General features: G+C 47.7%; 21 protein-coding genes. 6 read left to right on the top strand and 15 right to left on the bottom strand.

Annotation, left to right across the window (positions count from 1 at the left end):
- Positions 1–77: 77 nt before the first annotated feature.
- Positions 78–1,391 (top strand): alpha/beta hydrolase family protein, encoded by a 1,314-nt coding sequence (locus PGRAT_RS03835; RefSeq protein WP_025704064.1) that lies wholly within the window; start codon positions 78–80, stop codon positions 1,389–1,391.
- Between the two features lie 82 nt (positions 1,392–1,473).
- Here the strand turns inward: PGRAT_RS03835 and PGRAT_RS03830 are convergent, their stop codons facing one another.
- Positions 1,474–3,714, bottom strand: a complete 2,241-nt coding sequence (locus PGRAT_RS03830; protein WP_025704065.1) for a right-handed parallel beta-helix repeat-containing protein — start codon at positions 3,712–3,714, stop codon at positions 1,474–1,476.
- A 482-nt stretch (positions 3,715–4,196) separates the two neighbouring features.
- On the opposite strand from PGRAT_RS03830, the gene PGRAT_RS03825 reads away from it, so the two are divergent.
- From PGRAT_RS03825 to PGRAT_RS31100, 3 genes are all read left to right on the top strand, one after another.
- The gene (locus PGRAT_RS03825) at positions 4,197–6,035 is read left to right on the top strand and encodes an HSP90 family protein (protein WP_025704066.1); all 1,839 of its coding nucleotides are present in this window, start codon (positions 4,197–4,199) and stop codon (positions 6,033–6,035) included.
- Positions 6,036–7,094, top strand: a complete 1,059-nt coding sequence (locus tag PGRAT_RS03820; RefSeq protein ID WP_025704067.1) for a hypothetical protein — start codon at positions 6,036–6,038, stop codon at positions 7,092–7,094.
- A gap of 458 nt (positions 7,095–7,552) precedes the next feature.
- Positions 7,553–7,870 carry an SDR family NAD(P)-dependent oxidoreductase gene (locus PGRAT_RS31100; protein WP_238326751.1) on the top strand — a complete coding sequence of 106 codons (318 nt, stop codon included), beginning with the start codon at positions 7,553–7,555 and terminating at the stop codon, positions 7,868–7,870.
- 89 nt (positions 7,871–7,959) lie between these two features.
- On the opposite strand, the gene PGRAT_RS31440 is transcribed toward PGRAT_RS31100, so the two are convergent.
- From PGRAT_RS31440 to PGRAT_RS03785, 7 genes are all read right to left on the bottom strand, one after another.
- Positions 7,960–8,490 (bottom strand): carbohydrate-binding protein, encoded by a 531-nt coding sequence (locus tag PGRAT_RS31440; protein ID WP_081954726.1) that lies wholly within the window; start codon positions 8,488–8,490, stop codon positions 7,960–7,962.
- 53 nt (positions 8,491–8,543) lie between these two features.
- Entirely contained in the window at positions 8,544–9,653 is a 1,110-nt protein-coding gene (locus tag PGRAT_RS31095) for a glycosyl hydrolase family 28 protein (RefSeq protein WP_052415687.1), read from the bottom strand.
- A 637-nt stretch (positions 9,654–10,290) separates the two neighbouring features.
- Positions 10,291–11,181 carry an alpha/beta fold hydrolase gene (locus PGRAT_RS03805; RefSeq protein WP_025707270.1) on the bottom strand — a complete coding sequence of 297 codons (891 nt, stop codon included), beginning with the start codon at positions 11,179–11,181 and terminating at the stop codon, positions 10,291–10,293.
- A gap of 18 nt (positions 11,182–11,199) precedes the next feature.
- The gene (locus PGRAT_RS03800) at positions 11,200–11,640 is read right to left on the bottom strand and encodes a hypothetical protein (protein WP_025707269.1); all 441 of its coding nucleotides are present in this window, start codon (positions 11,638–11,640) and stop codon (positions 11,200–11,202) included.
- A 66-nt stretch (positions 11,641–11,706) separates the two neighbouring features.
- On the bottom strand, positions 11,707–12,315 hold the full coding sequence (locus PGRAT_RS03795) for a DUF2239 family protein (RefSeq protein WP_025707268.1): 609 nt from the start codon (positions 12,313–12,315) through the stop codon (positions 11,707–11,709).
- Between the two features lie 217 nt (positions 12,316–12,532).
- Positions 12,533–12,781, bottom strand: coding sequence for a hypothetical protein (locus tag PGRAT_RS03790; RefSeq protein WP_025707267.1), 249 nt, complete (start codon positions 12,779–12,781; stop codon positions 12,533–12,535).
- A gap of 431 nt (positions 12,782–13,212) precedes the next feature.
- Positions 13,213–13,791 carry a hydrolase gene (locus PGRAT_RS03785; RefSeq protein WP_025707266.1) on the bottom strand — a complete coding sequence of 193 codons (579 nt, stop codon included), beginning with the start codon at positions 13,789–13,791 and terminating at the stop codon, positions 13,213–13,215.
- A gap of 125 nt (positions 13,792–13,916) precedes the next feature.
- On the opposite strand from PGRAT_RS03785, the gene PGRAT_RS03780 reads away from it, so the two are divergent.
- Positions 13,917–14,810 carry a TetR/AcrR family transcriptional regulator gene (locus PGRAT_RS03780; RefSeq protein ID WP_025707265.1) on the top strand — a complete coding sequence of 298 codons (894 nt, stop codon included), beginning with the start codon at positions 13,917–13,919 and terminating at the stop codon, positions 14,808–14,810.
- A 4-nt stretch (positions 14,811–14,814) separates the two neighbouring features.
- Here the strand turns inward: PGRAT_RS03780 and PGRAT_RS32975 are convergent, their stop codons facing one another.
- The 5 genes from PGRAT_RS32975 to PGRAT_RS03760 all read right to left on the bottom strand — a co-directional run bounded on the left by PGRAT_RS32975 (position 14,815) and on the right by PGRAT_RS03760 (position 19,882).
- The gene (locus PGRAT_RS32975) at positions 14,815–15,033 is read right to left on the bottom strand and encodes a hypothetical protein (protein ID WP_155990484.1); all 219 of its coding nucleotides are present in this window, start codon (positions 15,031–15,033) and stop codon (positions 14,815–14,817) included.
- Between the two features lie 667 nt (positions 15,034–15,700).
- Positions 15,701–17,287, bottom strand: coding sequence for a 23S rRNA (uracil(1939)-C(5))-methyltransferase RlmD (gene rlmD / locus PGRAT_RS03775; RefSeq protein WP_042266060.1), 1,587 nt, complete (start codon positions 17,285–17,287; stop codon positions 15,701–15,703).
- 200 nt (positions 17,288–17,487) lie between these two features.
- The gene (locus tag PGRAT_RS03770) at positions 17,488–18,381 is read right to left on the bottom strand and encodes a diacylglycerol kinase (protein ID WP_025704613.1); all 894 of its coding nucleotides are present in this window, start codon (positions 18,379–18,381) and stop codon (positions 17,488–17,490) included.
- 439 nt (positions 18,382–18,820) lie between these two features.
- The gene (locus tag PGRAT_RS03765) at positions 18,821–19,588 is read right to left on the bottom strand and encodes a sirohydrochlorin chelatase (RefSeq protein ID WP_025704612.1); all 768 of its coding nucleotides are present in this window, start codon (positions 19,586–19,588) and stop codon (positions 18,821–18,823) included.
- Positions 19,589–19,591: 3 nt separating this feature from the next.
- Positions 19,592–19,882: a YerC/YecD family TrpR-related protein gene (locus PGRAT_RS03760; RefSeq protein WP_020428424.1), complete on the bottom strand. Its 291-nt coding sequence runs from the start codon at positions 19,880–19,882 to the stop codon at positions 19,592–19,594.
- A 639-nt stretch (positions 19,883–20,521) separates the two neighbouring features.
- Between PGRAT_RS03760 and PGRAT_RS03755 the strand changes: the two genes are divergently transcribed.
- Entirely contained in the window at positions 20,522–21,061 is a 540-nt protein-coding gene (locus tag PGRAT_RS03755) for a hypothetical protein (RefSeq protein WP_042266056.1), read from the top strand.
- A gap of 45 nt (positions 21,062–21,106) precedes the next feature.
- Here the strand turns inward: PGRAT_RS03755 and corA are convergent, their stop codons facing one another.
- Entirely contained in the window at positions 21,107–22,066 is a 960-nt protein-coding gene (corA, locus tag PGRAT_RS03750; protein ID WP_025703524.1) for a magnesium/cobalt transporter CorA, read from the bottom strand.
- A 189-nt stretch (positions 22,067–22,255) separates the two neighbouring features.
- Positions 22,256–23,158 (bottom strand): response regulator, encoded by a 903-nt coding sequence (locus PGRAT_RS03745; RefSeq protein ID WP_025703523.1) that lies wholly within the window; start codon positions 23,156–23,158, stop codon positions 22,256–22,258.
- Positions 23,159–23,161 lie beyond the last annotated feature (3 nt).

Here is a 23,161-nt window from a genome sequence, read left to right as displayed (position 1 = left end):
CGTTTATGCGTATACACCTGTTCTTCCATTTATTATGATGAACTCATAAAAAGTTGGAGGAGGAGCAGAGAAGTCTTATGGAGATTTTTATCCTTGTTGTTACGTTAGTCTTCGAGCTGGCAATTGCCGTTTATTCCCTTGTAACCAAGCAAATCCGCAGCAAGATAAAGAGTTGGACGAGAATCGCATTGTTTATAGGATTCATGATGCTGATCTTGGGGAAAGTTATCGTATGGGAGTACACTTGGGGGCTGTTTGCAGGCTTGCTCTTTATATTAGCGTTTAAGGAAATGGTTGCACTCCTGCGCAAACAAACACACACTCCGCGTTACAAAGCTTTTTCTACGGTATGGAAATTTCTTTTGTTAGCATTGAGCGTAGTCGTTACCCTTGTTCCTGTTTTACTTTTTCCTCAGTATAGGCTGCCGCAAGTGACAGGTCCGTACGCAGTGGCGACCGCCACTTACAGCTATGTGGACAAGAATCGTATCGAAGAATTTACGGATCAGGATGACCATCGGTCTGTTAACGTGGAATTTTGGTATCCTGAACAGGCAGACGGAACCTATCCTTTGCTTGTGTTCTCTCATGGAGCATTTGGTATTAAAACCAGCAACACTTCTACCTTTACAGAACTTGCGAGCCACGGCTATGTCGTCGTTTCGATTGATCATCCCTATCATTCTTTTTATACCGTTTCCGAGGATGGAAAGGTCGTGACGGTTAATCCCGAGTACTTGCAAGATTTCAGCAATGCAAATATAAAAGGGGTTTATCCGCTTGGTAAGTTTTTCGAACTTAATCAAAAATGGATGAAATTGCGAACGGATGATATGAATTTTGTCATCGATACGATCCTGGAACAAGCTGAGCAAAAAAAAGATTCTGTATATGAACGCATCGATACACAGAAAATAGGCGTGTTCGGCCATTCTATGGGGGGTTCAGCAAGCGTAGCACTGAGCAGAGAACGCGATGACATTGACGCTGTAGTAAATATAGATGCTCCATTCTATAGCGAGCTTGTGTATGATAAAGTTACGAACGAATTAACTGCAAAATCCGAAGCTTTCACCATCCCGCTTCTTAATGTTTATTCGGATGATGTGTGGATACAGCTCGACAGCAGTTCTTCGTATCTTCCGTATATCGCGAATAGAATTGCGAATAAAAGTTTTAAAGGTGCATACAACGTTCATTTTAAAGGCGCAAAACATTTAAGTTTAACCGATCTACCTTTATTCTCGCCCATATTGGCAAACCTGTTGCAAGGCGGAAAAGCAAATATCGATAAATATTACGCGATTGAAACTCAAAATGAACTTATCCTTCGTTTTTTTGACTATGCTCTAAAGAATCAAGGCCAGTTTGCTCCAAAAGCGACGTATTGAGAAGCTGTTCCGTATGCAGGATGTACTTAAGTCAGATATTATGGTCATGCCTTGAGTGTACAAAAATGATGAGTAAAATAATTTATTGCGCAACTACCCCAAAATCATCCACATAAACATATGCTGTACCGGAATTCTTGTAAGCATACACTGTTGCCCTGGTAGCGCCTGCTCCGGTTGTAAAAGGAATGTTTACCATCGTCCAGGATGTACTGTCAGATGTTGCAGATGCATCCTTTCCTTTAAAGCCGTTAACGCCAATCTGAATCTGCTCTCCTATGTCTGCCTTAACCCAGGCGGTACACATATAGCTGGTATTAGGGCTTAGCCCCGTAAGTACCTGCTCGATACCATCTTTTCCGGGTCCCAATCTAACACTCTTAGAGCCGCTTCTTGGTACCGGTACACTTTCAGCCGTATCTGAATATGTTTCTGCCCATGGTGAGATTATCCCTTTCTCGAAATCAGATTGCCTTACATTATTAACATAAAGTAAGCTGACACTCTCAAAATCCGGGTCCGGAGGTGAAGAAAAATCATGCCCGGCAGTCCAGTCAGTTCCACCGGACTCATATGCTCCAATATCCGGTGCCGCACCCACATAATCATCCGTGATTCCAGATATTACAACCCCTGCATTAATAGCTGGAGAAGTAGACTGCAACCTGAAATTATATGCTGTGGGATTCACAAATAACGGATTGGTTTCTGAGGTAATATTATTTCCCTCTATATGAGTACCAGGCAGTGTAAAGGCTGTAGTAAAGATATTGTTGAAAATTCTGTCGCCGTACATATCTGACTGAAAATCACTGCCCCAGTATCCTACATTTCCGTTACTGTAAGTGGTATTGTTATACATCAGGTTAAAATTACTGGGTGTATTCAATCTTATCCCTGTATAGTTTCCCCATACAACATTATGATGCACAATATAGCCCTTACTACCATTATCCAGATAGATCCCGGTGGCGGAATAATTCTTTGCCTGATTATCATGGATATAATTATGATGAATTACCGTCCCTTGCCCGTCCCAGGCAAATTCATAGAGTATTCCGCAGTCTTTTGTCAGCTTTCCTGCATTGTACAGATTATTGTATTGTATCCGGCTGTTTTGGGTAGGCATAAATATCAGATGACGCCCAGCGTTATATACCGTATTATGGCTGATTAGATGGTTTGCCCCCAATAGATAGATTGCCGGAATATCCGCTGCCGAATAATTTGCTTCATGAATAAGATTATTAATTACCTTATTTTCTGTTCCCTCTATACTCACCAGATTACCGGAACTGTAGATCAAAGTACTGTCTCTAAGCTCATTATTGGTACCGGACATAAATATCCCTGTACTGTATTGTCTGGTAACATCCGAATCATGGCTGACATATTCCGCAATCATATTAGAAACTTTACAGTAATTAGAATTAGACATTTTAATGCTGGAGGCAAAGATATTAATTCCGGTAATATTTATGTAAGAAAGGGAACTTAAATCAAAGGCATAAGTCCGCTTCTTTGCTGCTATTGTTAAAGTATTCGGATCAGCTCCACCAGGGGCCCATAAATAAAGTCGGCCAGTAATGCTGTCATAATACCATTCTCCCGCACTGTCCAGATCTACAAGATTACCAGTAATATAATAGCTGTTACTGCCTGTCGCTGCAGTAGCCATTTGATCAAAGGTAATGGAGCCTTCACTTGAGCCGGTAATGGTACTTTTATAAGATTTGTAGCCTGTTCCCGGAACACTCCAAACCGTTTTGCCGACCCAGTATCCAGGTGCCTGATTTAAATCCCCATCCTTGATGGTTGTAGTGGAACCGGAATCAACTGTTGCATATGTTGAATTTAAGGGATCAAGTGTTGGTGAATTGGGCCATCTGGCTTCAAATTGCATTTGCTTATTAACAAATATCTGATCTTTGGTTCCAAGGGAACCCGTCATTTTCGCATAATAGATGGATCCGGAGTATTTTTTCCAGCCAGTAACCGGATCGGCACCAGATACCGTTACGTTCTCTCCTGTATAAGCCTTAAAGTTTATGGGATTTGCAGAAGTTCCGGAAGTATGAAGTGTTACGGTTTCCTGGTAGGTACCGCCTCGTATGATGCAGGTATCTCCGGCTGTCAGGGTATCTGCTGCCTTTTGTATGGTTTTCCATGGATTTGATAGTGTACCGGTTCCAGTGAGGTCATTCCCCTTAGTAGAAACATAATATACGGAATTTGCCTTTACCGTTTCCACACCCAGATTAAAAGTAAATACATAAATCATCATAATTACAACTAAAAATCTAATGCTTGCTCTCTTATTCATAGCTTACCTCCTGTAATGAATTCTATTTTTAGATACGGCTTCTGCGCCTGAGCTTAAGTTCACTGCTAGGTATGTTCTAATATAGAAATTTATGTATATAAGCCCTAATTATTTAATCGACTTTTACCGGCTTAAAGTTTATAATTCTTTCGGCGAAGCTTCCCCGATACTGAAAAGCTTATGTGATTTCCACAATTACATCCTTAGAATTAAGGTGGACGCTGCTAAAGATTTATTGGAGAATCCTAACATCCCGATCAATAAGTGGCGGCAGAGCTTGGTTACAGTAACTTTTCCCATTTCACACACAAATGTTCAAAAAGCATGAAAAAGTCACTCCCACCATATACAGAAAGCAGAAATTACATGCGTAACCGTTGAAGCTTGATTGGCAATATCTGTTTCTTATAATGCGGCTTCTGGGTAATGTATAGAGTTGCATCCGTCTACATATCAAATGATTACAGAACAGGAGAACCAGAATGGAGAACCAGAACCGGGATACCTACCGCTTCCAGGTCAACTTAAGCGGTATGATCAACATTTTGTCTAACCATTTGTATAGCAGCCCGAAGGTATTCTTAAGGGAACTGCTGCAGAATGGCATAGACGCGATTACTGCACGGCAGGCTTATTCCTCTGACGGATACGAAGGCAAGATTCATGTCGAGGTAAGCGGGACCTCAACCGGGGCGACCTTATTGGTAGAAGATAACGGAATCGGGTTAAACGAAGCAGAGATTCATGAGTTCCTGGCGATGATCGGACAATCCTCCAAGCGGGGTGAAGACTTTCTCTCCACCAACACCTCTTTTATCGGGCGGTTTGGCATCGGGCTCTTGTCCTGCTTCATGGTGAGTGATGATATCGTCATGGTCACCCAATCCGCCAAGGGCGGACCTGCACTGGAATGGCGCGGGAAGCCGGACGGCACCTATACGATCCGCAAACTCGAAGGGCAATATGCTCCGGGCACCAAGGTTTTTTTGCGTTGCAAAGAAGGCTCCGAAGCTTACTTCGAGGAAGGCAATCTGCAAGAATGGCTGTTCCATTACGGCGCTCTGCTGCCTTATCCTATCCAGCTGGTGTCAGACCATACCACCCGCCTGATTAATTCGCAGTCCCCGCCGTGGGTCAAAGACCCGCAGCTGGCCCGGAAGCATCGCGAAGAGGTGCTGGCCTTTGGCAAGCAGGTGCTTGGAGAGACGTTCCGCGATTTCATTCCCCTGCACACCACCTCGGGCCGGACGGGAGGCATCGCCTTCATTCTGCCGCAGGCGGTGAACCTCAATGCCAAACGCAATCACCGGGTGTACTTGAAGCACATGCTGGTCTCTGAAGCTGCCAGCAATATCCTGCCGGACTGGGCATTCTTCGTGAAATGCCTGATCTGGACCGATGAGCTGCAGCCGACCGCTTCCCGGGAGCATTTCTATGAGAATGCCCAGCTGGAGCAGGTGCGGGAAGAGCTGGGGAACTCCATCCGTCAGGAATTGATGCGGATGGCGGAGTACGACCCGGATCGCCTGCAATCTATCATTTCGCTGCACGCCTTATCCATGAAGGCCCTCGCGGCGGAAGATTTGTCATTCTATTCGATTATTCATGAGTGGCTGCCGTTTGAGAGCACATTTGGCAGGAAGCCGCTTGGCGAGCTGAAGCAGCATCCTCCCCTTTACTTCACTTCGACGCTGGACGAATACCGCCAGATTACTCATGTGGCTTCGGCCCAATCCATGCTGGTGGTGAATGGCGGATTTATTTATGATGCCGAGCTGCTGTCCCGGCTGCCGCTCGTTGACCCGGACGTAAAGACTGAACGGCTGCTGCCGGAGGAGGTATCGTTATCCTTTACCGATATTACACCTCAAGAGCGGCTGGACTACTATGAATCCGTAAGATTGGCGGACAGTGTCCTGCAGAAATTCCGCTGCCAGGTGCAGCTGCGCCGCTTCAAGCCGGAGGAGATTCCTGTACTCTACACGCTGTCCGAGGAGTCCGCCCAGTGGCGCGTACTTGAGGCAACGAAGGAAGTGAGCACTGACGCCCTGTCCTCCGTGCTGGGCAGCCTGGGCGCTACGCTCAAGGATGCGGCATACGCCACGCTCTACTTCAACCTGAACAACCCGGTCATCGGGCGGGCATTTCATCCGGCGCACCAGAAGATGCTGCCCTCCATTATCGAAATGCTGTACTGTAATGCGCTGATGATGGGGCATTATCCGATGAACCGCCAGGAGATCGCGCTTCTGAACAAAGGCATTATTCAATTTATTGATTGGGGATTGACGGCCAGTCACGTCACAGGAGGAGACGAATAGATGAACCTTACCGAGATGAGTTTCGACGACTTGATGGAAGAAGCCTATGGCCTGCCGGGAGGCAAGGCTAAGCTGGAGCTGCTGGAGCAGGCGGTACGGGTGGCAGATGCCGCAGGAGATATCGATCAGGGCTATGAGGCCCGCAGCGAAATCGTAGAGCTGGGCAGCTTCCACGGCTATCCGATGAAGGCGCTGGTCGCCTTTTCCTGGCAGCTGGGACAGTATGACAAGAACCCGGGCCGGTTCGATGATTATAGCCTGATGTGGTCGTACAAGTGGGTGCTGGACCGCATCACCGCTTTTGCAGATATTAGCCGTGTCCAGATTGAGAACCTGCTGGAGGATATGAAGACCCGCTTTGCGGCCGAAGGCTACAGCAGCCGGACCTATCACTACTACCGGGCGCACATCTTGGCAGAGCTCGGGGAACTGGACGCTTCCCAGGCAGAATGGGACATCGTGCAGACCATGGAACGGGATGAGATGAGCGATTGTCAGGCCTGTGAGCAGCACCACCTTGTCGAGTTTCTGGCGAAGCGGGAAGACGACGAAGCAACCGTGAAGGCTGCCGAGCCGATTCTCAAAGGTAAAATGAGCTGCGGCGAGGTGCCTCATGTGACCATCACGAAGGTGCTGTTCCCCCTCCTGCGGCTGGGCCGTCAGAAGGAAGCGGATAAGCTTCAGAAGAAAGGCTACAAATTGGTAAAGGGAAACCGCGACTTTCTGTATCACCAGGGAGAGCACATTGGTTACCTGACCTTGACCGATCCAATCAAGGCGCTGGAGGTCTTTGAAGAGTATATCGCCTCCTCTCTCGATCATGAGAACCCGGTCGATCAGATGATATTCAATGCCTATTCGGCCAAGATGTTCCGCCGGCTGGCGGGAGAATCCATCCGGTTCCAGGTCAAGCTTCCGGCAGGGCACCCGTGTGAGCACCAGTCCGGGGAGGTTGAGTCGCTCGCGAAGCATTTCCGGCAATTAGCTCTCGCCACAGCGGAAAAGCTGGATAAGCGAAACGGTAACGCCTACTATACCACACTCCTGCAACAGTTGTAGGCTGTGCTCCCGCAGCCGTCCTTGATTAAGGACAGGCGCGGCAAAAAGCAGCTCCCGTATTGGGGGCTGCTTTTTGTGTTGAGAAGCGGACACTATGCGTTCCAATCTGCTGCAGACAAACTGCATTCACTGATTACACTTCATTTTTGCCGCCTCGGCAGCACCCCCTCTTCCCCAATGAGCTTCTGCCAGAAAATAGCCGATCGTCACCGCATTTCCCTTTTGCTTTACCTTAGGTTCTATTTCGTTCCCAGCTTTTGCTTAATGGAGCTAAGCTTTTGATTATCCAAATTAAAGCCAGATCAAACACAAAACAAGGAGGATCTTATGAAAATTGCGATAGTAACAGGTGGAAGTAATGGCATTGGAAAAGCGACGGCGCTTGAACTTGGCAAGCGCGGAATTAGCGTCTCACATACAATTCCTATAAGGACCGGGCAGAAGGTGTCGTAAAGGAAATTGAGAAGAATAAAGGCGTTCGAGCATTCGCACTGAAGCTGGATCTGACTCGAATATCAACATTCGAAGGCTTTATTCTAGTAGTGAAAAAGAGCCTCCAAGACATTTGGAACAGAACAACTTTTGATTACTTAGTTAATAATGGTGGTGTCGGTGGGCCCATGATGTTCACTGGGATGAGCGAAGAATACTTCGACAAGATTCTTAATACGAACTTCAAAGGACCGATTTTTTTAACACAACAACCTGTCGGATTCATGGAGGATGCAGGAGCTTATTGCAGGAGGACTTTGGAATCCTATTTTATGCAACACTAATGAGGACGTCCTTTAGCAGAATGAAGAGGCATATCATTTGATATACCTCTTTATCCATCTTATTACAATCAAATCAAACAGTTTCCATTCTATTTGAACTGGAACCAAGTTAAATTTGCAACTGTGGTTGAATCTGACTTAACAAAAGTAACATATACAGTATGGGTTCCTACAGCTGTCCCGGCATTAAGCGAGATATTCTTGACTGACCATGTCTGCCACCCGCCTGTGCTTTCTGCCGTCCAATAACCCAGCATAGTGCCTGTAGGGCTATCCAAGTGGAATTCTATCCTTCCGCCGGAATTAGCGGATGCAACCTTCAAATCAATACTTGTTTTAGCTGTACTACCAAAGTCTACATTTTTAAATGCTATATAGTCGCCATTACTGCCTCCACCCACATCCAGCCCGCCATCAGTGCTTGCCTCATAGGAAATAACACCTGAACTAAGGTTATAGCCTTCCGCTTCAAATTTCAATGTGTTGAATTTTGGATCTGCAGCATAGCTGTTAGTATCTGTTATTTTCAATTCTGCCAATGTAGTTGCCGTAACTCCACCGACGCGAACATTGTTTAATGTCACTCCGGAGACAGTAGATGTGTCACTCCAACCCTTCATTACTGAAACTTCACCTAAAGCGCGTAAATTGATATTATTATAGACCACATTTTTTATCGGGCCGGTTTTTGCAGAAAGATCAAACCATCTGGAGTGAACACCGGATCTTGGCACTTAAATGAGTATGTGTCATCCTCCGATACTGCTACAGTGTGCTTTATTAGTACATTCTGGCTCTCTTGAATGTCTATTGCATCATTTTCATAATCAAGTTCATTATTGTTGAAGTGCTTTGTATTCTGGAATGTTACGTTATTGGATCTTGTAACTATTGTAGCCCAGCCACCGCTGTCTCTTATGGTTATGCCGTCAACCGTGAAGTTGCTGCACTGCAAGGGTACAAGAATATTGTTCAAATAATTGTTTGTCTGTCTCATATAATGGCCATTGCCGTCAATAGTCCCCCTGCCGTATATCTTAATATTATTTGCATTTGTTTCGGTATAAATAAACCATGTTCCATCCTTACCCAGAGAATTCTTATGAAAATGGGTAGTGTAATCGCTTGGATTTCCTGACCCCCTTATAACAGAACCACCCTCCAGATAAACCGAAACATTGCTTTTTAAAACAAGGTTTCCGCACTTATAAACTCCGGCTGGAACGTATACGATACCGCCACCTGCTGCGTTAGCCGCATTTATGGCGTTTTGTATTGCAGTTGTAGCCATAGCGGCACCGGTACTGTCGGCACCGTATTGAGTTTTAACATTGTATATACCTGTACCGGATGAAGCCGGAACATTGGTTTCAAGAGCATCTGCCGCAATAACCAGATCTTTCAGGTTATTGATTTTAACTATAAGATATGTTGGTGATGAAAGTGTAAATGTAAGTGTATTTCCGCTCTTTGTTGCAGTGATTCCCAAAGCTTTGGGAGAAATATTATAGGTATTGATTGTCTCGCTTGCTGTTATTGTGATTGTAGTAGTACCTGAAAAAGAGAAATTACAATAATTATAGTTTACAAATACCGCCGAAGTGTCGATTACCGGTATATTTGTAGAGTCTGCTGTTACCGTGTATTGATTGGTCGTGGTATAGCTCGAGGGTAATGGATAGCTAACAACTGTAGCCGCGTTTGCTGACAAAGGAACGACAGGTAATAGACTGGCCATACAAATAATTAATAATGCACTTAATAATTTTAACTTTTTTAGCATAAATAATCACCTCTTTCATATTTTTTTAGAAACTACTCTGTCATCACTCTTTTCATAAAGTCGATATATTCCTGCTCAGCTTCGGAAGTGGCAGAGTAATACTAACCTTTTCTGCATTAGCAAAGTTTCCTTTTAAAATACGGTTAGATACTTTCAGAACACTCCGACTTTGACTTGCGCAGTCTGTGTTAGCGGGTCCCTTATCCTCACACATAAATCAACTTTTGGATCAGCCAACACAAATAATCTCCCTTTGAATTAATTAATAGGAACCAGCCACAGTATTACTCAATAATGACTTTATCTCTTTTTACAAAAGGTTCTGCAGGCGTTTGATGTTGATTTCCGACCAGAATTTCGCCGTATCATAAATAGGGCGAGAACATGAAAACCCAGAGTGCATAATTCTCTTGTCAGAAAAAAATAAAGTTTTAGACTGAAAATTATCAAGACCTAAACTTAAGGAAATCAAATAAAATAAAGGGTTCTACATATTATGCATAACTAATATGTGGAACCCTTTATTTTTAACTATCGTGTCCCGTTTAGTTCAATGAATAAGCGCTGCGCCCCTGGGCCTACTCAGCTCTATTGGGCACCGCGGGACTCCAGCTGGTTGCTATTCAGGAAGCACGTGTCAATTGCGACGAGCCGTTCGCTCTATGCCATCAGCGATTACTTTGTACAGTTGGTGCGGTAAGTCGTGTCCCATGCCGTCAACCAACATTAGCTCAGCACCCGGAATGATAGAAGCCGTGTCCTCGCCACACGCCGGGACGAACAGGGGATCGTCCACCCCATGAATGACAAGTGTTGGTACTTTTATGGTCGCCAGCCGCGGACGACGATCACCGGAGACAGCGATCGCAGCAATTTGTCGTCCGACACTGCCTGGATCGTAGGCTCGCTGGACTTCCTCCAGAATGAGCGCCCGATAAGCGTCCTCTTCAAACGGATAGCCGGTACCGGCGATGCGTTTGGCAAAAGAGACGCTGTGCGCCAAAAATCCTGCTTCATCCTCAAAAGGGTTCGGCGCTGGTTTAGTCATCATCGCCATGACATCCGGGGAAGTTTGCGGAAGTGTGGGATTACCGGAACTGGACATAATGGAGGTGAGTGATAAAACCCGTTCAGGGTACTCACTGGCAGCAATCTGGGCAATCATTCCGCCCATCGACCTGCCAACGAAATGTGCCCGGTCAATTGAAAGGGCATCGAGTAGTCCGATAGCGTCGTTGGACATGTCATCGAGAGTGTAAGGGATGTCCGGTCGCTTTCCCGACATGAGAGCAGTCGCCAGTGCGTCAAAATCCAGCGTCGGATAATGGCTAAAATGCGTCGAGCAACCTACGTCGCGATTGTCAAAGCGGATTACGCGAAAGCCCCGCGCTGCTAATATCCGACAAAACGAATCCGTCCATCGGATCATCTGGGTTCCAAGCCCGGCGATTAGGATAATAGCCTCGTCATTTTCGTTACCAAAACTGTCATAGGCCAATTCGACGCCTTTGACTTTCAGAATGTTCATGATTATGTTCTCCTCCAATTAATTCGGTATTGTAAGTTCTGTCATAGGCAGAAGGCGTGAATCTTCGATCGCTGCAGTACGATGCCCGATACCGGCCATGTAGTCTTGATGACTTGAAAAAGCAAGAAACGACTGCGCGCTGCTCTGGCGGATCATCATGACAAGATCCCATCTTTCGTCTTCGGGTCCGATAAGAAACTCTCCGCCATCGCCAAGAAACATGATTTCGCCTCCGCTTTCACGGAGAAATGGGAGGGTGTGCTCAATATAGCGGTTGAAAGCTTCGGCACCGTTGATTGGGACCTCCGGTGTTAGTTCAGGATTGGCTGTGTAATCGGCAACATCACGAAAACGCATGAGGTTCAACATGATGATGCTGCCCTCAATGCCTCGCTGTATGAACCTCATGCCAGCACGTTGCGATGGTTCGATATAACGATTAAATTCAAATTCTGTCATAGTGTGTCTCCTTTCGTTGTTCCTTTTTTATTCTAAATTCTTTACGCCTACACATACTTTCTTTCATTAGTTCCCTTCAGGGAATGCATTAGCGGCTAATCTTTTGATATGGTTTCTGATATCAGGTGCCCAGTCATCGATGTAGTGGTAAAAACGATCCAAATCACCAGCATACAGTGCCCGCAGAGCTTCTTCGTATTGATGGAAGTTCCCGGCCATAGCTGTCATAAAGTGATATGTTGCTTCTTGTGACTCTCGTATCTTGCTCTGTTTTCCTCCAGCACGGCGAGCATCACCAACGAGTTTTCGTAATGTTACCGACGCCCCTCCAGGTTGACTCTTGAGCCATTCCCAATCTTTTGGCAATAATGTAACCTCACCGGATACAACCCCCAGCTTGGGTCGACCGACCCGCCGTGTAGGCTGGTGATTCATTTCCGTACCGGGCAAGTCGCCAAACTGTTCTCCTAATTGTTTGAGCACGTCATCTGTCTTCCCACGAAATTCAACATCTATTTGTTTCCCCGTGGAATCGTCAAATATAAGCAGCTGTGTGAGGTCTCTGTCGTCCAGAGCATTCTTCACTGTAGAAACAACGTGCTGTAACGAACCACTGGCGACGACTCCCACACCCAAAAATGCCGTGCAGTAAAAGCGCGTTTGATCATCTCTCATTTTCTACATCCTCCTCTGAATGCTTCAATAATTTTACCCGGGTAAAAATAAAAAGTCAATATTACCCGGGTAAAATATATTTTATCGTTCGTTATAGAGGGAATAAATGCAAAAGACGCGGCCTAAGAGAAACCGCGCTGTTGAGGGCTAGTGTTTGCTTTATGTTGTACATGCAGTGTTTTGTCGCAAAACTGCTCGTTAGCTCAATGAAGTGTAACTAAAATTTTTCGTAAATCTGAGCATAAGCCTTTTTCATTTCTTCTCGTATTTCTTTGTTCTCGTTCTCCAGTGCTTTGATTTTGCGTTTTAACGTTTCGATGAGTATATCCTTATTCGCATCATTCATCTCACGCTTTATTTGCTTTGGAGTAGGTGCTAGTGATTGTTGACGGCGTAAGGATTCGATCCTCTCGCGGATATCTGAATGGTTATCGCTATGGGCTACGCCCTCCACAAATAGAATCATATGTTGCATTTAATCTTTACATTATATACATTGTAAACAGTAACTTCGACGTCTAAATAATGAATCTATCATATATAAATATAGTGGATATATGCTCATAAATTGAACATAGTATCCACTATTTATAATAGTCTAATTAATGAAAAATAAAGTGTTAGATTCGGAAAATAAAGTTGTAGACTGAGAAAATAAACTATTAGACTAATGATGCTTCATTAAGCTCCCTCGGGCAGGATAGTATAAAGCTTTCGATTGGTGCAGCAGGTCGTATCCCATGCCGTCAGCCAATATGTGCACCCTGAGAACGCATAATTGTCCTTTAAGAATGGCCAGATGAGATTCCTAGCAAATGTAAAGCGAGTTTCAAGTTGTGGCGTTCTTCGTGTATTCGATCAAATAATTCACGAGGAATGGGAAAGTCATTTTTTCAACTATAAACAGTTGCCTGAAAGGGCAGAGAGGATTTCCTGTGTGGTCCGGGTACGACCGATGCGTGGAAAAATGAAATTTTTCACGTAATCATGCCCGGTTTCGGAAAATCCAGTCATCGCATCAATCGCCAAAATCAGCTGATACCCATGCATAAACGCTTCCCGCGCAGTCGTATCAACGCCCAACTCAGTAGCGATGCCGCATAAGACGATGGTATCAATTCCCCGGCGGCGCAACTGAAGGTCGAGCTCCGTTCCGTAAAAAGCCCCCCATTGCTTCTTCGTGATGATATGGTCTGTCTCGGTGACCCGCATTTCCGGGACGATTTGATCCCATCCTTCAGGCAGATTCAAGGGTGGTGCAGGCGAATCCAACTTAGGACGCGGGATATCCTTCAAATCTTTACTAGATACCCGAATTAGTGCAACCATTGAACCTTGCTCACGGAAAGTAGCTGCCAAGGCAGCGGCGTTAGACACTACCTGCTCAGCAGAATAAGGGGCGTATTGATTTCCTATCCACTTTTGCAAATCAATAACCACCAACGCTGTTTTTTGTGGATCCCATAATCGTTCCATTCTGTATGTCCTCCTCATCTCTTCAATTTGACCGTTTGTTTAATTACGTGAACATATAGTCATTTGACTTCATGTTTCATATTTTGTACTATCATTCATGAATAGTCAAGGGGGAGATTTTTATTATGAGTGTGACAAGGGAAGAGGTTTTAAAATCCGCAATGAAGCTTTTTAAGGAACATGGGTTTCTTTCGACGACGATACAGGACATTGCCGATGATTGCGGTATTGCCAAAGGCTCAGTCTATAAATATTTCCCTTCCAAGGAAGACCTCTTCAGCGAGGTGTTTGATCAATGCCATAACGCCTATTTTGATCAAGTCGATCAACTGAAACGCTTTCCCGAACTCTCGCCAGAAGAGCAGTTTCTGCAGCAGATCATTCTGAGATTCCGTTATTTTATGGAATACAAGCATATTCTGGTCGAATTCACGGAGCTCCCCATCCAACAGGATCCCAAGTTCCAGCCGCTTAGACACAAGGTTAGAGGGCGGCTCATCCGATGGCATAAAGAGTGTTTGATACAGGTTTATGGCGAAGAAATTTATCCGTTCCTGTGGGATTTGGTTTCCATATATCGTGCGATTCTGAAGGAGTACTTATTTTGGAGCGTTTATGAAGAAAAGTCTCTATCGCTTGAGGAAACGGCTAGGTTCATTTTGGATAAGCTCAATGTGCTCGTTAAGCATATGATGGCCTCTAACCTGAAACCTCTGCTGAAACAGGCTTCGTTCGAGAGGTATTTAAGCTGGGGGCTGGAGGACCGCCAAGGGGAGAGAGAGCAGTTCCTTACCGAGCTGTTCCGGGAGATGGATGCGGCCCTTAATGTTATTCCATCCGGCGCAAAACACCGTTCGGAGTTGAAAGAGGTTTACCGTTTTATCCAGAACGAAACTCGTAAAGCGGAACCGAACTTCCCGTTGCTGCAAGCTTCGCTCTACTTTTTGGAGAGAGAGAAAGAGCTTAAAAGTCAGGTCATCCAGTTAAGGAATATTATATATTCAGGTAGGGGGACATAGCTTGTTATGTGAAATCAAATCTAACCGCATCGGGACAAGAGTGAAGAGAAATATCTATTAATTTACTCCATTTATTAAGTCCCTTTTTTGTGAGTTTTTCTTTTGATAAGTCAAACGTATTAACATGTTTACCAATATCAAGTGAAGTAAATTCTTTTGGCATTTCTTTAGGGAAATACCCTTGTGAAATTATTTTTTCTGCTATTCCAGTTACAGCTGACATATTCTCGTCCAATTATATTTATGGTCTAACTTATTTGTGATATATTTTATCATTCAGCATTCAATCTAACACATAATTATCTTAAAGAGTATCTAAATACCTTATGATACTGATGTTAACTTTTCACCGTATCATAAGTAGGGCGAAGTGAAGGACACCCTGATTGGGTATCCTTCACGGTCGGGACTAGTAAGACCAGTACCTCCTTGGACAGGTGTAACGAAGGAATTAGAGGTCAATGACCCGGTCATTAAGTTCCTAACACTAATAGCCCGCTGGATGGCAAAGACACTGTCATCCAGCGGGCTAATTCTTATGCTTAGGGACGGGGGCAAAGAATAAAATAGGACAAGCTATTCGTACTTTTCTACATTGGAACTCAATTCAATACTTTATTATTTATACATCCGCTTTTACAACCATACACGTTTCCAAACGAAACTAAGCAACCTGAGTCCCTATGAATACTGAATTCAGGCTGCTTAAATATTGCTTTGTATTTATCCACTTGACAAGGCGCACTTCAATCCCCTGGTGTCTTCTGTTCATTTAGGTTGAAATCCGGTGAAGTTTTACATCAATTTTACATCAAGCCTGTTCTCAGCCATCTGTGCCACCAAAGTTTTTGATCTGTACCATATTGAAAATTCAAGTAAATAAGAGGATTTTAACTCACTGTCCCACTCTCAACCAACAACGCCACACTCTCCACATGCACCGTATGCGGGAACATATCCACCGGAGTTACCTCCACTGTCCTGTACCCGCCATCCTCCAGCACCCGCAAATCGCGGGCCAGGGTGGACGGGTTGCACGACACATACACTACCCGTTCCGGCTTCATGGCCAGAATCGTATCCAGCAGGCGTGGATCACAGCCTTTGCGCGGCGGATCGACGACGATGACATCCGGCGTAACGCCCTGCTCTTTCCAGTTCGGAATCACATCTTCGGACGCGCCGACTTCAAACACTACGTTGTTCATATTGTTAAGCTTCGCATTCGCCCGCGCATCTTCTATAGCTTCAGGCACAATCTCTACACCATACACCTTAGCCGCGTGCTGGGCCAGGAACAGCGAAATGGTCCCGATGCCGCAGTAGGCGTCGATCACTGTCTCATTCCCGGTCAGGCCTGCGTACTCTACGGTTTTGCCGTACAGCACCTCAGTCTGGGCCGGGTTGACCTGGTAGAAGGAACGGGGCGAGATGGCGAACTGCACATCGCCGATGTAGTCATAAATGACGTCTCTGCCCCACAGCACACGGGTTTCGCTGCCGAAGATTACGTTGGTCCGCTGGGTGTTGACGTTCTGGCAGATGCTCTCCACCTGCGGCAGCGCCTCGCGGATGCTGCCGATCCAGGCATCCAGATGCGGAATATCGCGGCCGTTCGTGACCAGCACCAGCATCATTTCGCCGGTGCGGAAAGCCTTCTTCACCACGACGTGGCGAAGAAGGCCGCGTCCGGTTTCTTCATCGTAAGCTGTGATCCCCAGCTCTCTGCCGATACCTTTTACAGCGGCAACGACCGCGTCGTTATCCTCATGCTGAATCAGACAAGTCTCCATATCGACAATCCGGTGGCTGCCGCGCGCATAGAAGCCGCCGACAAGGCCGCCTTCGGTTACGCCGATAGGCACCTGAGCCTTGTTGCGGTAGCGCCAAGGCTCGTCCATACCCAACGTTGGGCGGACGATAATGCCGTCAGAGCCCGCGAGAGAATTTGCCGCATTGCTGCCATTGCCCGCTGCCTCAGCCAGCTTGATCCCCGTATCCTCCCGGGAACCTGAACCGCCAGCGGTGTAGGCCAGCGCACTTTCTAGCTTATCCGCGCCTCTCCCCGGTACCCCCGCCACCTGCAGCTTCCCAATCCGCTGCAGGTTGTCCACCACCAGCTGGCGTTTCCAAGCCAGCTGGGCGGTGTAGTCCATATGCTGCAGCTGGCAGCCGCCGCATTGGTCATAGATCGGGCAAGGCGGCGCGATCCGGTCGCTGCTGGCCTGGACAAGCTCAAGCAGCTTGGCGTAGCCATACTGCTTTTTGGTCTTAAGGACCTTGGCGCGGACCTTCTCACCGGGAAGCGCACCCTGCACAAAAAGGGTAAAGCCTTCTACGCGGCCTACCCCTTCACCTTCATGAGTCATGCCGATAATATCGAGCATGACCTCGTCGTTCTTGTTCACTGGCAGTCCGGCGGCAGGTGCCGAGCTGTCCCGGCGGCTTGCGCTGCGTCCACTGCGTTGCTTACTCATCTATGGGTTCACTTCTTTCATTATCTTCACTGTTAAGCATCTTAACTATTGTCCCCGGAAGCACCAATATCATCATTTAGTTCGAATTTCTCCAGCTAACGATAGCTCAGTGTCTCGTTATTTTCGAGGGGGGCATTCGCATCCTTAAAGCTCCCCCAGCGAAATTGATAAGCACCTGTCGCTCCTGCCGGTTACTCCGGTCAATTATTCTGCGCAAATATCCGCAGATGCTGCGGCAAAATGCTGAATTGGCCCGGCAGTGTTCCGCCGAGCTCGCCGTCCAGGTTCAGCTGGACATAACCGGGGGAGGTGACCTCCATCGCATCGGTGCGGAAGTATACGACCTTCTTATCTTGCAGATGCTCGCCGCGGATCGCCAGGCTGACCAGACGGATGAATTCGGCCAGATTGCATTTTTTGACTGCGATTACATCGAACAGTCCATCGTCGATACGGGCATCCGGAGCAAGCTTCTCGAAGCCGCCTACGGAATTCGTATTGGCAATGAGGAAAAGCATAAACTCGTCATGAATCAGCTCTTGGCCGTTCGCGCGGATGTACAGCTCCTGCGGAGACAGGCTGGCCATTTTTTCAATACCCTTCAGATAGTAAGCAAGCTGGCCCATCATGGTCTTCAGCCTGCTGGGAACCTCGTATGTGAGCTCGGTCAGTCTTCCGCCGCCGGCTATATTAATGAAGTAACGGTCATTGGCTTTGCCGAGGTCAATCAGGCGCGACTCCTGACGGAGAATCAGATCACAGGAATCCTCCCAGTTCTTTGGAATGCCCATCGCCCGGGCAAAATCATTGGTAGTCCCCAGCGGCAGTACACCCAGCGGAGGAAGATTCGGCTTCTCAGCCATGCCATTAATGACCTCATTCAGCGTACCGTCGCCGCCCGCCGCAATGATCAGATCATAACATCCGCGCTCAACAGCCTCCGCTGCCGCTGCCGTTGCATCGCCCTCTCCGGTTGTTGCATGGCATGTGGCTTCAATACCGCCAATATCCAGCCGGTCCAAAATATCGGCGAGCCGCTTCTTCATTTCTTCCCGACCAGAAGTGGGGTTATAAATCAATCTCGCAGTTTTCATTACCGGAACGCCACCTGTTTTTATAATAGATAACCTTACTGATTATACCCAATTCGGGGGCACACAAGCAATCTCGGTATGCAGAAACGGCTTCACCATCCCTGTAATCAGGGCGCGGGTGCCGTTTCAGAGAGTCGTGGAGGAATCATTTATAGCGTGAAGATATACATTCTTCTATTTACAGATGAGAGGAATATTTCTGCGTTTCTGCCGGAGTGACAAGCTTGTTCTGCCGCCAGATATCCATCCCGCTCCTTCACGGCACTCCGGACGGAGAAATTTCGGGGAAGAGCCTCAATTGGGCCTCGCCACAATTCAAAGCTTCCATTTTCCATTACAAAGCCCACTGTTCAGGCACCGTTATTTCAGGATAAATATATGTATGCAGCGGCTGCAGGAATAAATACTGAATACATGTTTACTTGCAAAATATCCTTTATCAGCGTTCCCCAAGCTGCTCCAGCATAATCTTCGCCTGACGTTCTATCCAATGCGGCAGCAGGGGATGAGGCAGCAGCGTCTGGCCCGAATAGGCGTATTCCAGCCCCTGAAGCCGCCCGGGAATTACAACTTTGGTGAAATAGCCTTCACTTAAAAAGAGCGGAGCCACTAGTACCTCATGGCCCTGCTCCCGCCAATACTCCACCTTGCTCCGTACACTGTCCGGGTTCAGCAGCCCGTAATCCGCCGCTGCCGCTCCGCTGATCTGGCGAACCCGCTCGGCCAGCGAAGAAATCCCCTGCTGCCAGCGCTGGCGGAAGCCCTCATGCCTGCTGCCGTGGCCCACGAGCAGAATCGCCTCCCGCTCCGGATGCTTCGACAGCCCGCGCAGCTTGTCCCAGATCATAACGGCAATATCCGGGTCATCGTCGACCGGGTACCCATAATGAACCTTGGCTTTGACCGTGAAGGGTTCAAGATCCGTTTCCTTCTCAGGCGCAGCTTTGGCGCCCAGCGCATACTCTATTTCGTCCACATGCGTGCTGCCGGAAGACACAAACAAGGGGATCACCATAATATCTGTGACCCCTGCATCTTCCAATCTGTCTATGCCATCCTGAATCAGCCGGCCTTCTACCAGCTCCAGAAAAGAAGCCTCAACCTTCAGCCCTTCCCCAAGCGTTAAATGGCTTACAGCCTCATCGACCATGGACACCCAGGTCTTGTCGCGTGAGCCGTGACTGATAATCAGTATGCCCGGCTTCATGAATTAGCGCCCCAAACGTTCCAGCGTTAATTTGTATCCGTCATTGCCGTAATTCAGGCAGCGCTTCACACGCGAAATCGTCGCTGTGCTGGCTCCGGTTTCCGCTTCGATCTGATTGTATGTAGACCCTTTACCCAGCATACGCGCTACTTCGAGACGCTGCGAGAGGGATTGAATCTCATTCACTGTGCATAGATCATCAAAGAAAACATAGCATTCTTCCATATCCTTTAATGTTAAAATAGCTTCAAATAATTGGTCTATACTCTTATCGTTTAGCTTCTTAAGCTGCATCGATTATCATCCCCTAAAAGTTTGGTCAGTGCTGACATCACTGATAAGATATTTTTTCAATAAAAAGAGTTCAGAAACTTAAAACCATATAAGTTGAACTTTAGACTTGCATATGGGGTTTGGTCGCTACAACGGGGAATGTTTGAACTTTCAGACGCTGTTGTCCCCGGATTTCTTGAATTAAACCGCTAATTGCGGTTGAAATCCGGCGACAAAGGCGGACGCTTCCGCTCTACAGTTCCAAACTTCCCCTCCGCACTTTGACCCTTATTAATTTTTTAAGTTCATCTTAAATAATCACTATCTTGCCTCTACTATATTGTACTGGAGCACATTTTTCAAGCATTAACGGTTTCACGCTGTAAAGAACGAAATCGACGGACATTTGTCCACCCCTTGCGCACAAAAAAGCACACTGTTGAAGGCCTGCTTTTCTCATTTCTTAGCTTTTACCGCCTTAACTATAGTACTACATAAGCGCCGAAAATCAAGCATGGTCACGGTTTCTTCACTTCCGGACCGGCCGGATGGGCATCCGCCCTTTTCCGCTGCTATCCCGGTAAACCGGGCGTTTGTCTATACCTTATGTTCGCCTATGACATACAGTATAGCAAACCACTAACGAAGGAATGTGATGTTATGCCTGATCATTACTATAACCATTCCCGCCGGGGTTCGCGTTCGCTGGCTGAACCGTATCCTTCATCGCCGTATCCCGGGATCAGTTCATATGCCCAGCCTCCCCTGTACGGGGAAGCCGGAATGCTGCCCGCCGCAGGAGCGGAAGCCGCTGCAGAAACGGCACTGGCCGTCCCCGTTGCCGAAGCCGCCACCGCCAAACCCGGCGGACTGCTCGGGGGACTTGGCAATCTTGGCAATCTCGCCAATATGGAGCAGATCAAGGGCATTGTTGACCGGCTGGGCGGCATAGACGGCATTGTCAGTTCTATGGGCAAGGTGCAGAAGGTTATGCAGGGTTTCCAACAGATGGCTCCGATGGTGAAGCTGGTCATGGGCAGCTTCGGCAAGAAAAAAGGCGGCGAGCTTGCCGCTGAAGAGGATGCAGCGCTCTACAGCCCCAAACGGCGCAAGAAGAGACGCCAGCGCTCACAGCCGCGCAAAAAGGCGGCTCCAACGAGCCGCCGCAAATCATCCTCCGTTAAACGCCGCCGCAAGTAGGCGGCGTTTAACGCTTTTTGCCAACCGGAAACCGTTGTTCCCTGCTCACTTGAACCAGCCGCTGTGCCGGAAGAAGCGGACCATGCCCAAGCCGAGAACCAGCATCAGCAGAAGCACCCCAAAGTAGCCATATTTCCAGTCCAGCTCCGGCATTACCCGGAAATTCATGCCATAGATCCCGGCAATCAGGGTCAGGGGCATAAAGATGGTCGTTATGACCGTAAGGGTCTTCATAATCGAGTTCATCCGGTTGGAGTTGAGCGAGATGTAGCTGTCGCGCAGATCGGCGGTCATTTCCCGGTCCACTTCGATCATATCGGTCAGCTTCAGCAGATGATCATAAATATCGCCAAAATAGATCCGTTCCTCCCCATTACTCTGCACATGCTGTGAGTTCAGAATCCGGTACATCAGATCCCGCATCGGCACAATCGTCCGGCGGAGCTTGAGCAGTCGGCCGCGCACATTAAAAACCTGGCCCATCAGCTCTTCCACCGACTCGCTGCCCCCTTGGCTCTCCAGGTCGGCAAGCTCATCCTCCAGACTGTACAGGCATGGAAAATACCGGTCCACCAGCTTATCCATCACCGTGTAAGCAGCAGCCATAGGCCCGCCTGACCAGCCTTTACGGCTGTGGATTTCCGCTTTCACCATCTGCCAGGCCTCTTCCATCTCCTGCTTCTCCTGATGATGATAGGATACGAGAAACCGTTTGCTGAGGAACAGGTCTATCTCCTCGGCTTCCAGCGTCCGCTCATTGAGCGCATGCAGCACAAAAAACTGCACGTCCTCATAATAATCCAGCTTCGGGCGCTGCAGAATATGCATGCAGTCTTCAATGGCCAAGGGATGAAAATGAAAATATGTATCCAGCAGCAAAGTCTCCTCCGCTGTAGGTGTGGAAAAATCCGCCCACACCCAGGCATAGTCCGCAATGACGATGTCCAGAAGCGGCAGATCCGTCAGCACCTCACCTTTATGGGTTACCGCAAGCGTTCGTATCATATGAGTCCTCCGTCTATTTCTTTCCCCAGTTCTTTTCTTCTGCTTAACCATTGTACCGCAAGAAGCCGCTTCTCCCCAAATCTCCGCTGTCTGACGCACTTCCGCAAAAAAATAACCTGCGGAACGGAACCGCTGTACAGCAGTCCCGTTCCGCAGGTTTATTACACTTCAGCAGCTCCCTGCTTCTTGTCAGCGGTTCATGCCTTCTATCAGCTCCAGGTGAAGCACCTGCAGGAACTTCTTGATGTTGACCTTGACCTTGCCGGACTCCCTGCCCTGTTCAATCTCCTTCATCTTCAGCCGCACCTCTTCAAAATCAAAATAAAGCGGTGCGTAATACTCAAATTTGGGATTGCCGAAATCGGTAATGCCGATGGAAGCCAGGTTCGTCAGCCCTGCTGCCAGCGCCCGGCGCAGCCGCTGCTCAATGGCTTTGACTTCCTTGGCGACTTCGGCGGGAACGGTTTTGTAGGTGGCGGCAGCCATCTGATACAGCTCCTTAAGCGGAGGAAGACTGCCTGTGTTTTCTTGTGCCGCAGCCAGCTCCATGATCGTGATAATATCCCGGCTTCCGCTCTCCGAGATCATCCCCATATTCATCAGAATGGGCTGAATAATCTCCTTGACCGTACGTTTGTCCGCCTGGACCGGCGGCAATCCGAACTGCAGCCCTTCCAGCTTGCCAAGGCTCAGCTTAATCTCGTCCAGATAGCGGCCCAGCGCGTAGCGCTCATTTATTTTGTGCAGCACCGACTCTACCTCAATTTTGTTGATCGGCTTGCGGATGAAGAACTCTATTCCGCTGCGGTATGCGCGGCTGACCATGTCCCCGTTCTCGATCTGCGAGATCATCACGAACTTGGAACGGCAGCCCTGGGCCTGCAAGGAAATGATCGTTTCAATTCCATCCTGGTCAGGCATCAGCAGGTCCATCAGCACAATATCCGGATTCTCGCTCAGGATCAGGCGCACTCCATCCTGCCCGCCTTCTGCCGTGCCAACCACTTCGCCCAATCCACTGTCCTCTATGATATGCTGCAGCATTCTTCTGGCAGCCCCGTCATCATCCACTATACAGAAAGAAAGCGGCATGCT

It is taken from the genome of Paenibacillus graminis, assembly GCF_000758705.1.
GTDB classification, from domain to species: Bacteria; Bacillota; Bacilli; order Paenibacillales; family Paenibacillaceae; genus Paenibacillus_AQ; species Paenibacillus_AQ graminis.
The sequence above is the reverse complement of the archived record's forward strand: the minus strand, read 5'-3'. Positions and strand labels throughout refer to the sequence as shown.

Excerpts from the sequence above, each read along its gene's own strand:
- PGRAT_RS03835 (WP_025704064.1), top strand. The coding sequence starts at position 78 with ATGGAGATTTTTATCCTTGTTGTTACGTTAGTCTTCGAGCTGGCAATT.
- PGRAT_RS03830 (WP_025704065.1), bottom strand. The coding sequence starts at position 3,714 with ATGAATAAGAGAGCAAGCATTAGATTTTTAGTTGTAATTATGATGATT.
- PGRAT_RS03825 (WP_025704066.1), top strand. The coding sequence starts at position 4,197 with ATGGAGAACCAGAACCGGGATACCTACCGCTTCCAGGTCAACTTAAGC.
- PGRAT_RS03820 (WP_025704067.1), top strand. The coding sequence starts at position 6,036 with ATGAACCTTACCGAGATGAGTTTCGACGACTTGATGGAAGAAGCCTAT.
- PGRAT_RS31440 (WP_081954726.1), bottom strand. The coding sequence starts at position 8,490 with ATGAAGGGTTGGAGTGACACATCTACTGTCTCCGGAGTGACATTAAAC.
- PGRAT_RS31095 (WP_052415687.1), bottom strand. The coding sequence starts at position 9,653 with ATGCTAAAAAAGTTAAAATTATTAAGTGCATTATTAATTATTTGTATG.
- PGRAT_RS03805 (WP_025707270.1), bottom strand. The coding sequence starts at position 11,181 with ATGAACATTCTGAAAGTCAAAGGCGTCGAATTGGCCTATGACAGTTTT.
- PGRAT_RS03800 (WP_025707269.1), bottom strand. The coding sequence starts at position 11,640 with ATGACAGAATTTGAATTTAATCGTTATATCGAACCATCGCAACGTGCT.
- PGRAT_RS03795 (WP_025707268.1), bottom strand. The coding sequence starts at position 12,315 with ATGAGAGATGATCAAACGCGCTTTTACTGCACGGCATTTTTGGGTGTG.
- PGRAT_RS03790 (WP_025707267.1), bottom strand. The coding sequence starts at position 12,781 with ATGATTCTATTTGTGGAGGGCGTAGCCCATAGCGATAACCATTCAGAT.
- PGRAT_RS03785 (WP_025707266.1), bottom strand. The coding sequence starts at position 13,791 with ATGGAACGATTATGGGATCCACAAAAAACAGCGTTGGTGGTTATTGAT.
- PGRAT_RS03780 (WP_025707265.1), top strand. The coding sequence starts at position 13,917 with ATGAGTGTGACAAGGGAAGAGGTTTTAAAATCCGCAATGAAGCTTTTT.
- PGRAT_RS32975 (WP_155990484.1), bottom strand. The coding sequence starts at position 15,033 with ATGTCAGCTGTAACTGGAATAGCAGAAAAAATAATTTCACAAGGGTAT.
- rlmD (WP_042266060.1), bottom strand. The coding sequence starts at position 17,287 with ATGAGTAAGCAACGCAGTGGACGCAGCGCAAGCCGCCGGGACAGCTCG.
- PGRAT_RS03770 (WP_025704613.1), bottom strand. The coding sequence starts at position 18,381 with ATGAAAACTGCGAGATTGATTTATAACCCCACTTCTGGTCGGGAAGAA.
- PGRAT_RS03765 (WP_025704612.1), bottom strand. The coding sequence starts at position 19,588 with ATGAAGCCGGGCATACTGATTATCAGTCACGGCTCACGCGACAAGACC.
- PGRAT_RS03760 (WP_020428424.1), bottom strand. The coding sequence starts at position 19,882 with ATGCAGCTTAAGAAGCTAAACGATAAGAGTATAGACCAATTATTTGAA.
- PGRAT_RS03755 (WP_042266056.1), top strand. The coding sequence starts at position 20,522 with ATGCCTGATCATTACTATAACCATTCCCGCCGGGGTTCGCGTTCGCTG.
- corA (WP_025703524.1), bottom strand. The coding sequence starts at position 22,066 with ATGATACGAACGCTTGCGGTAACCCATAAAGGTGAGGTGCTGACGGAT.
- PGRAT_RS03745 (WP_025703523.1), bottom strand. The coding sequence starts at position 23,158 with ATGCCGCTTTCTTTCTGTATAGTGGATGATGACGGGGCTGCCAGAAGA.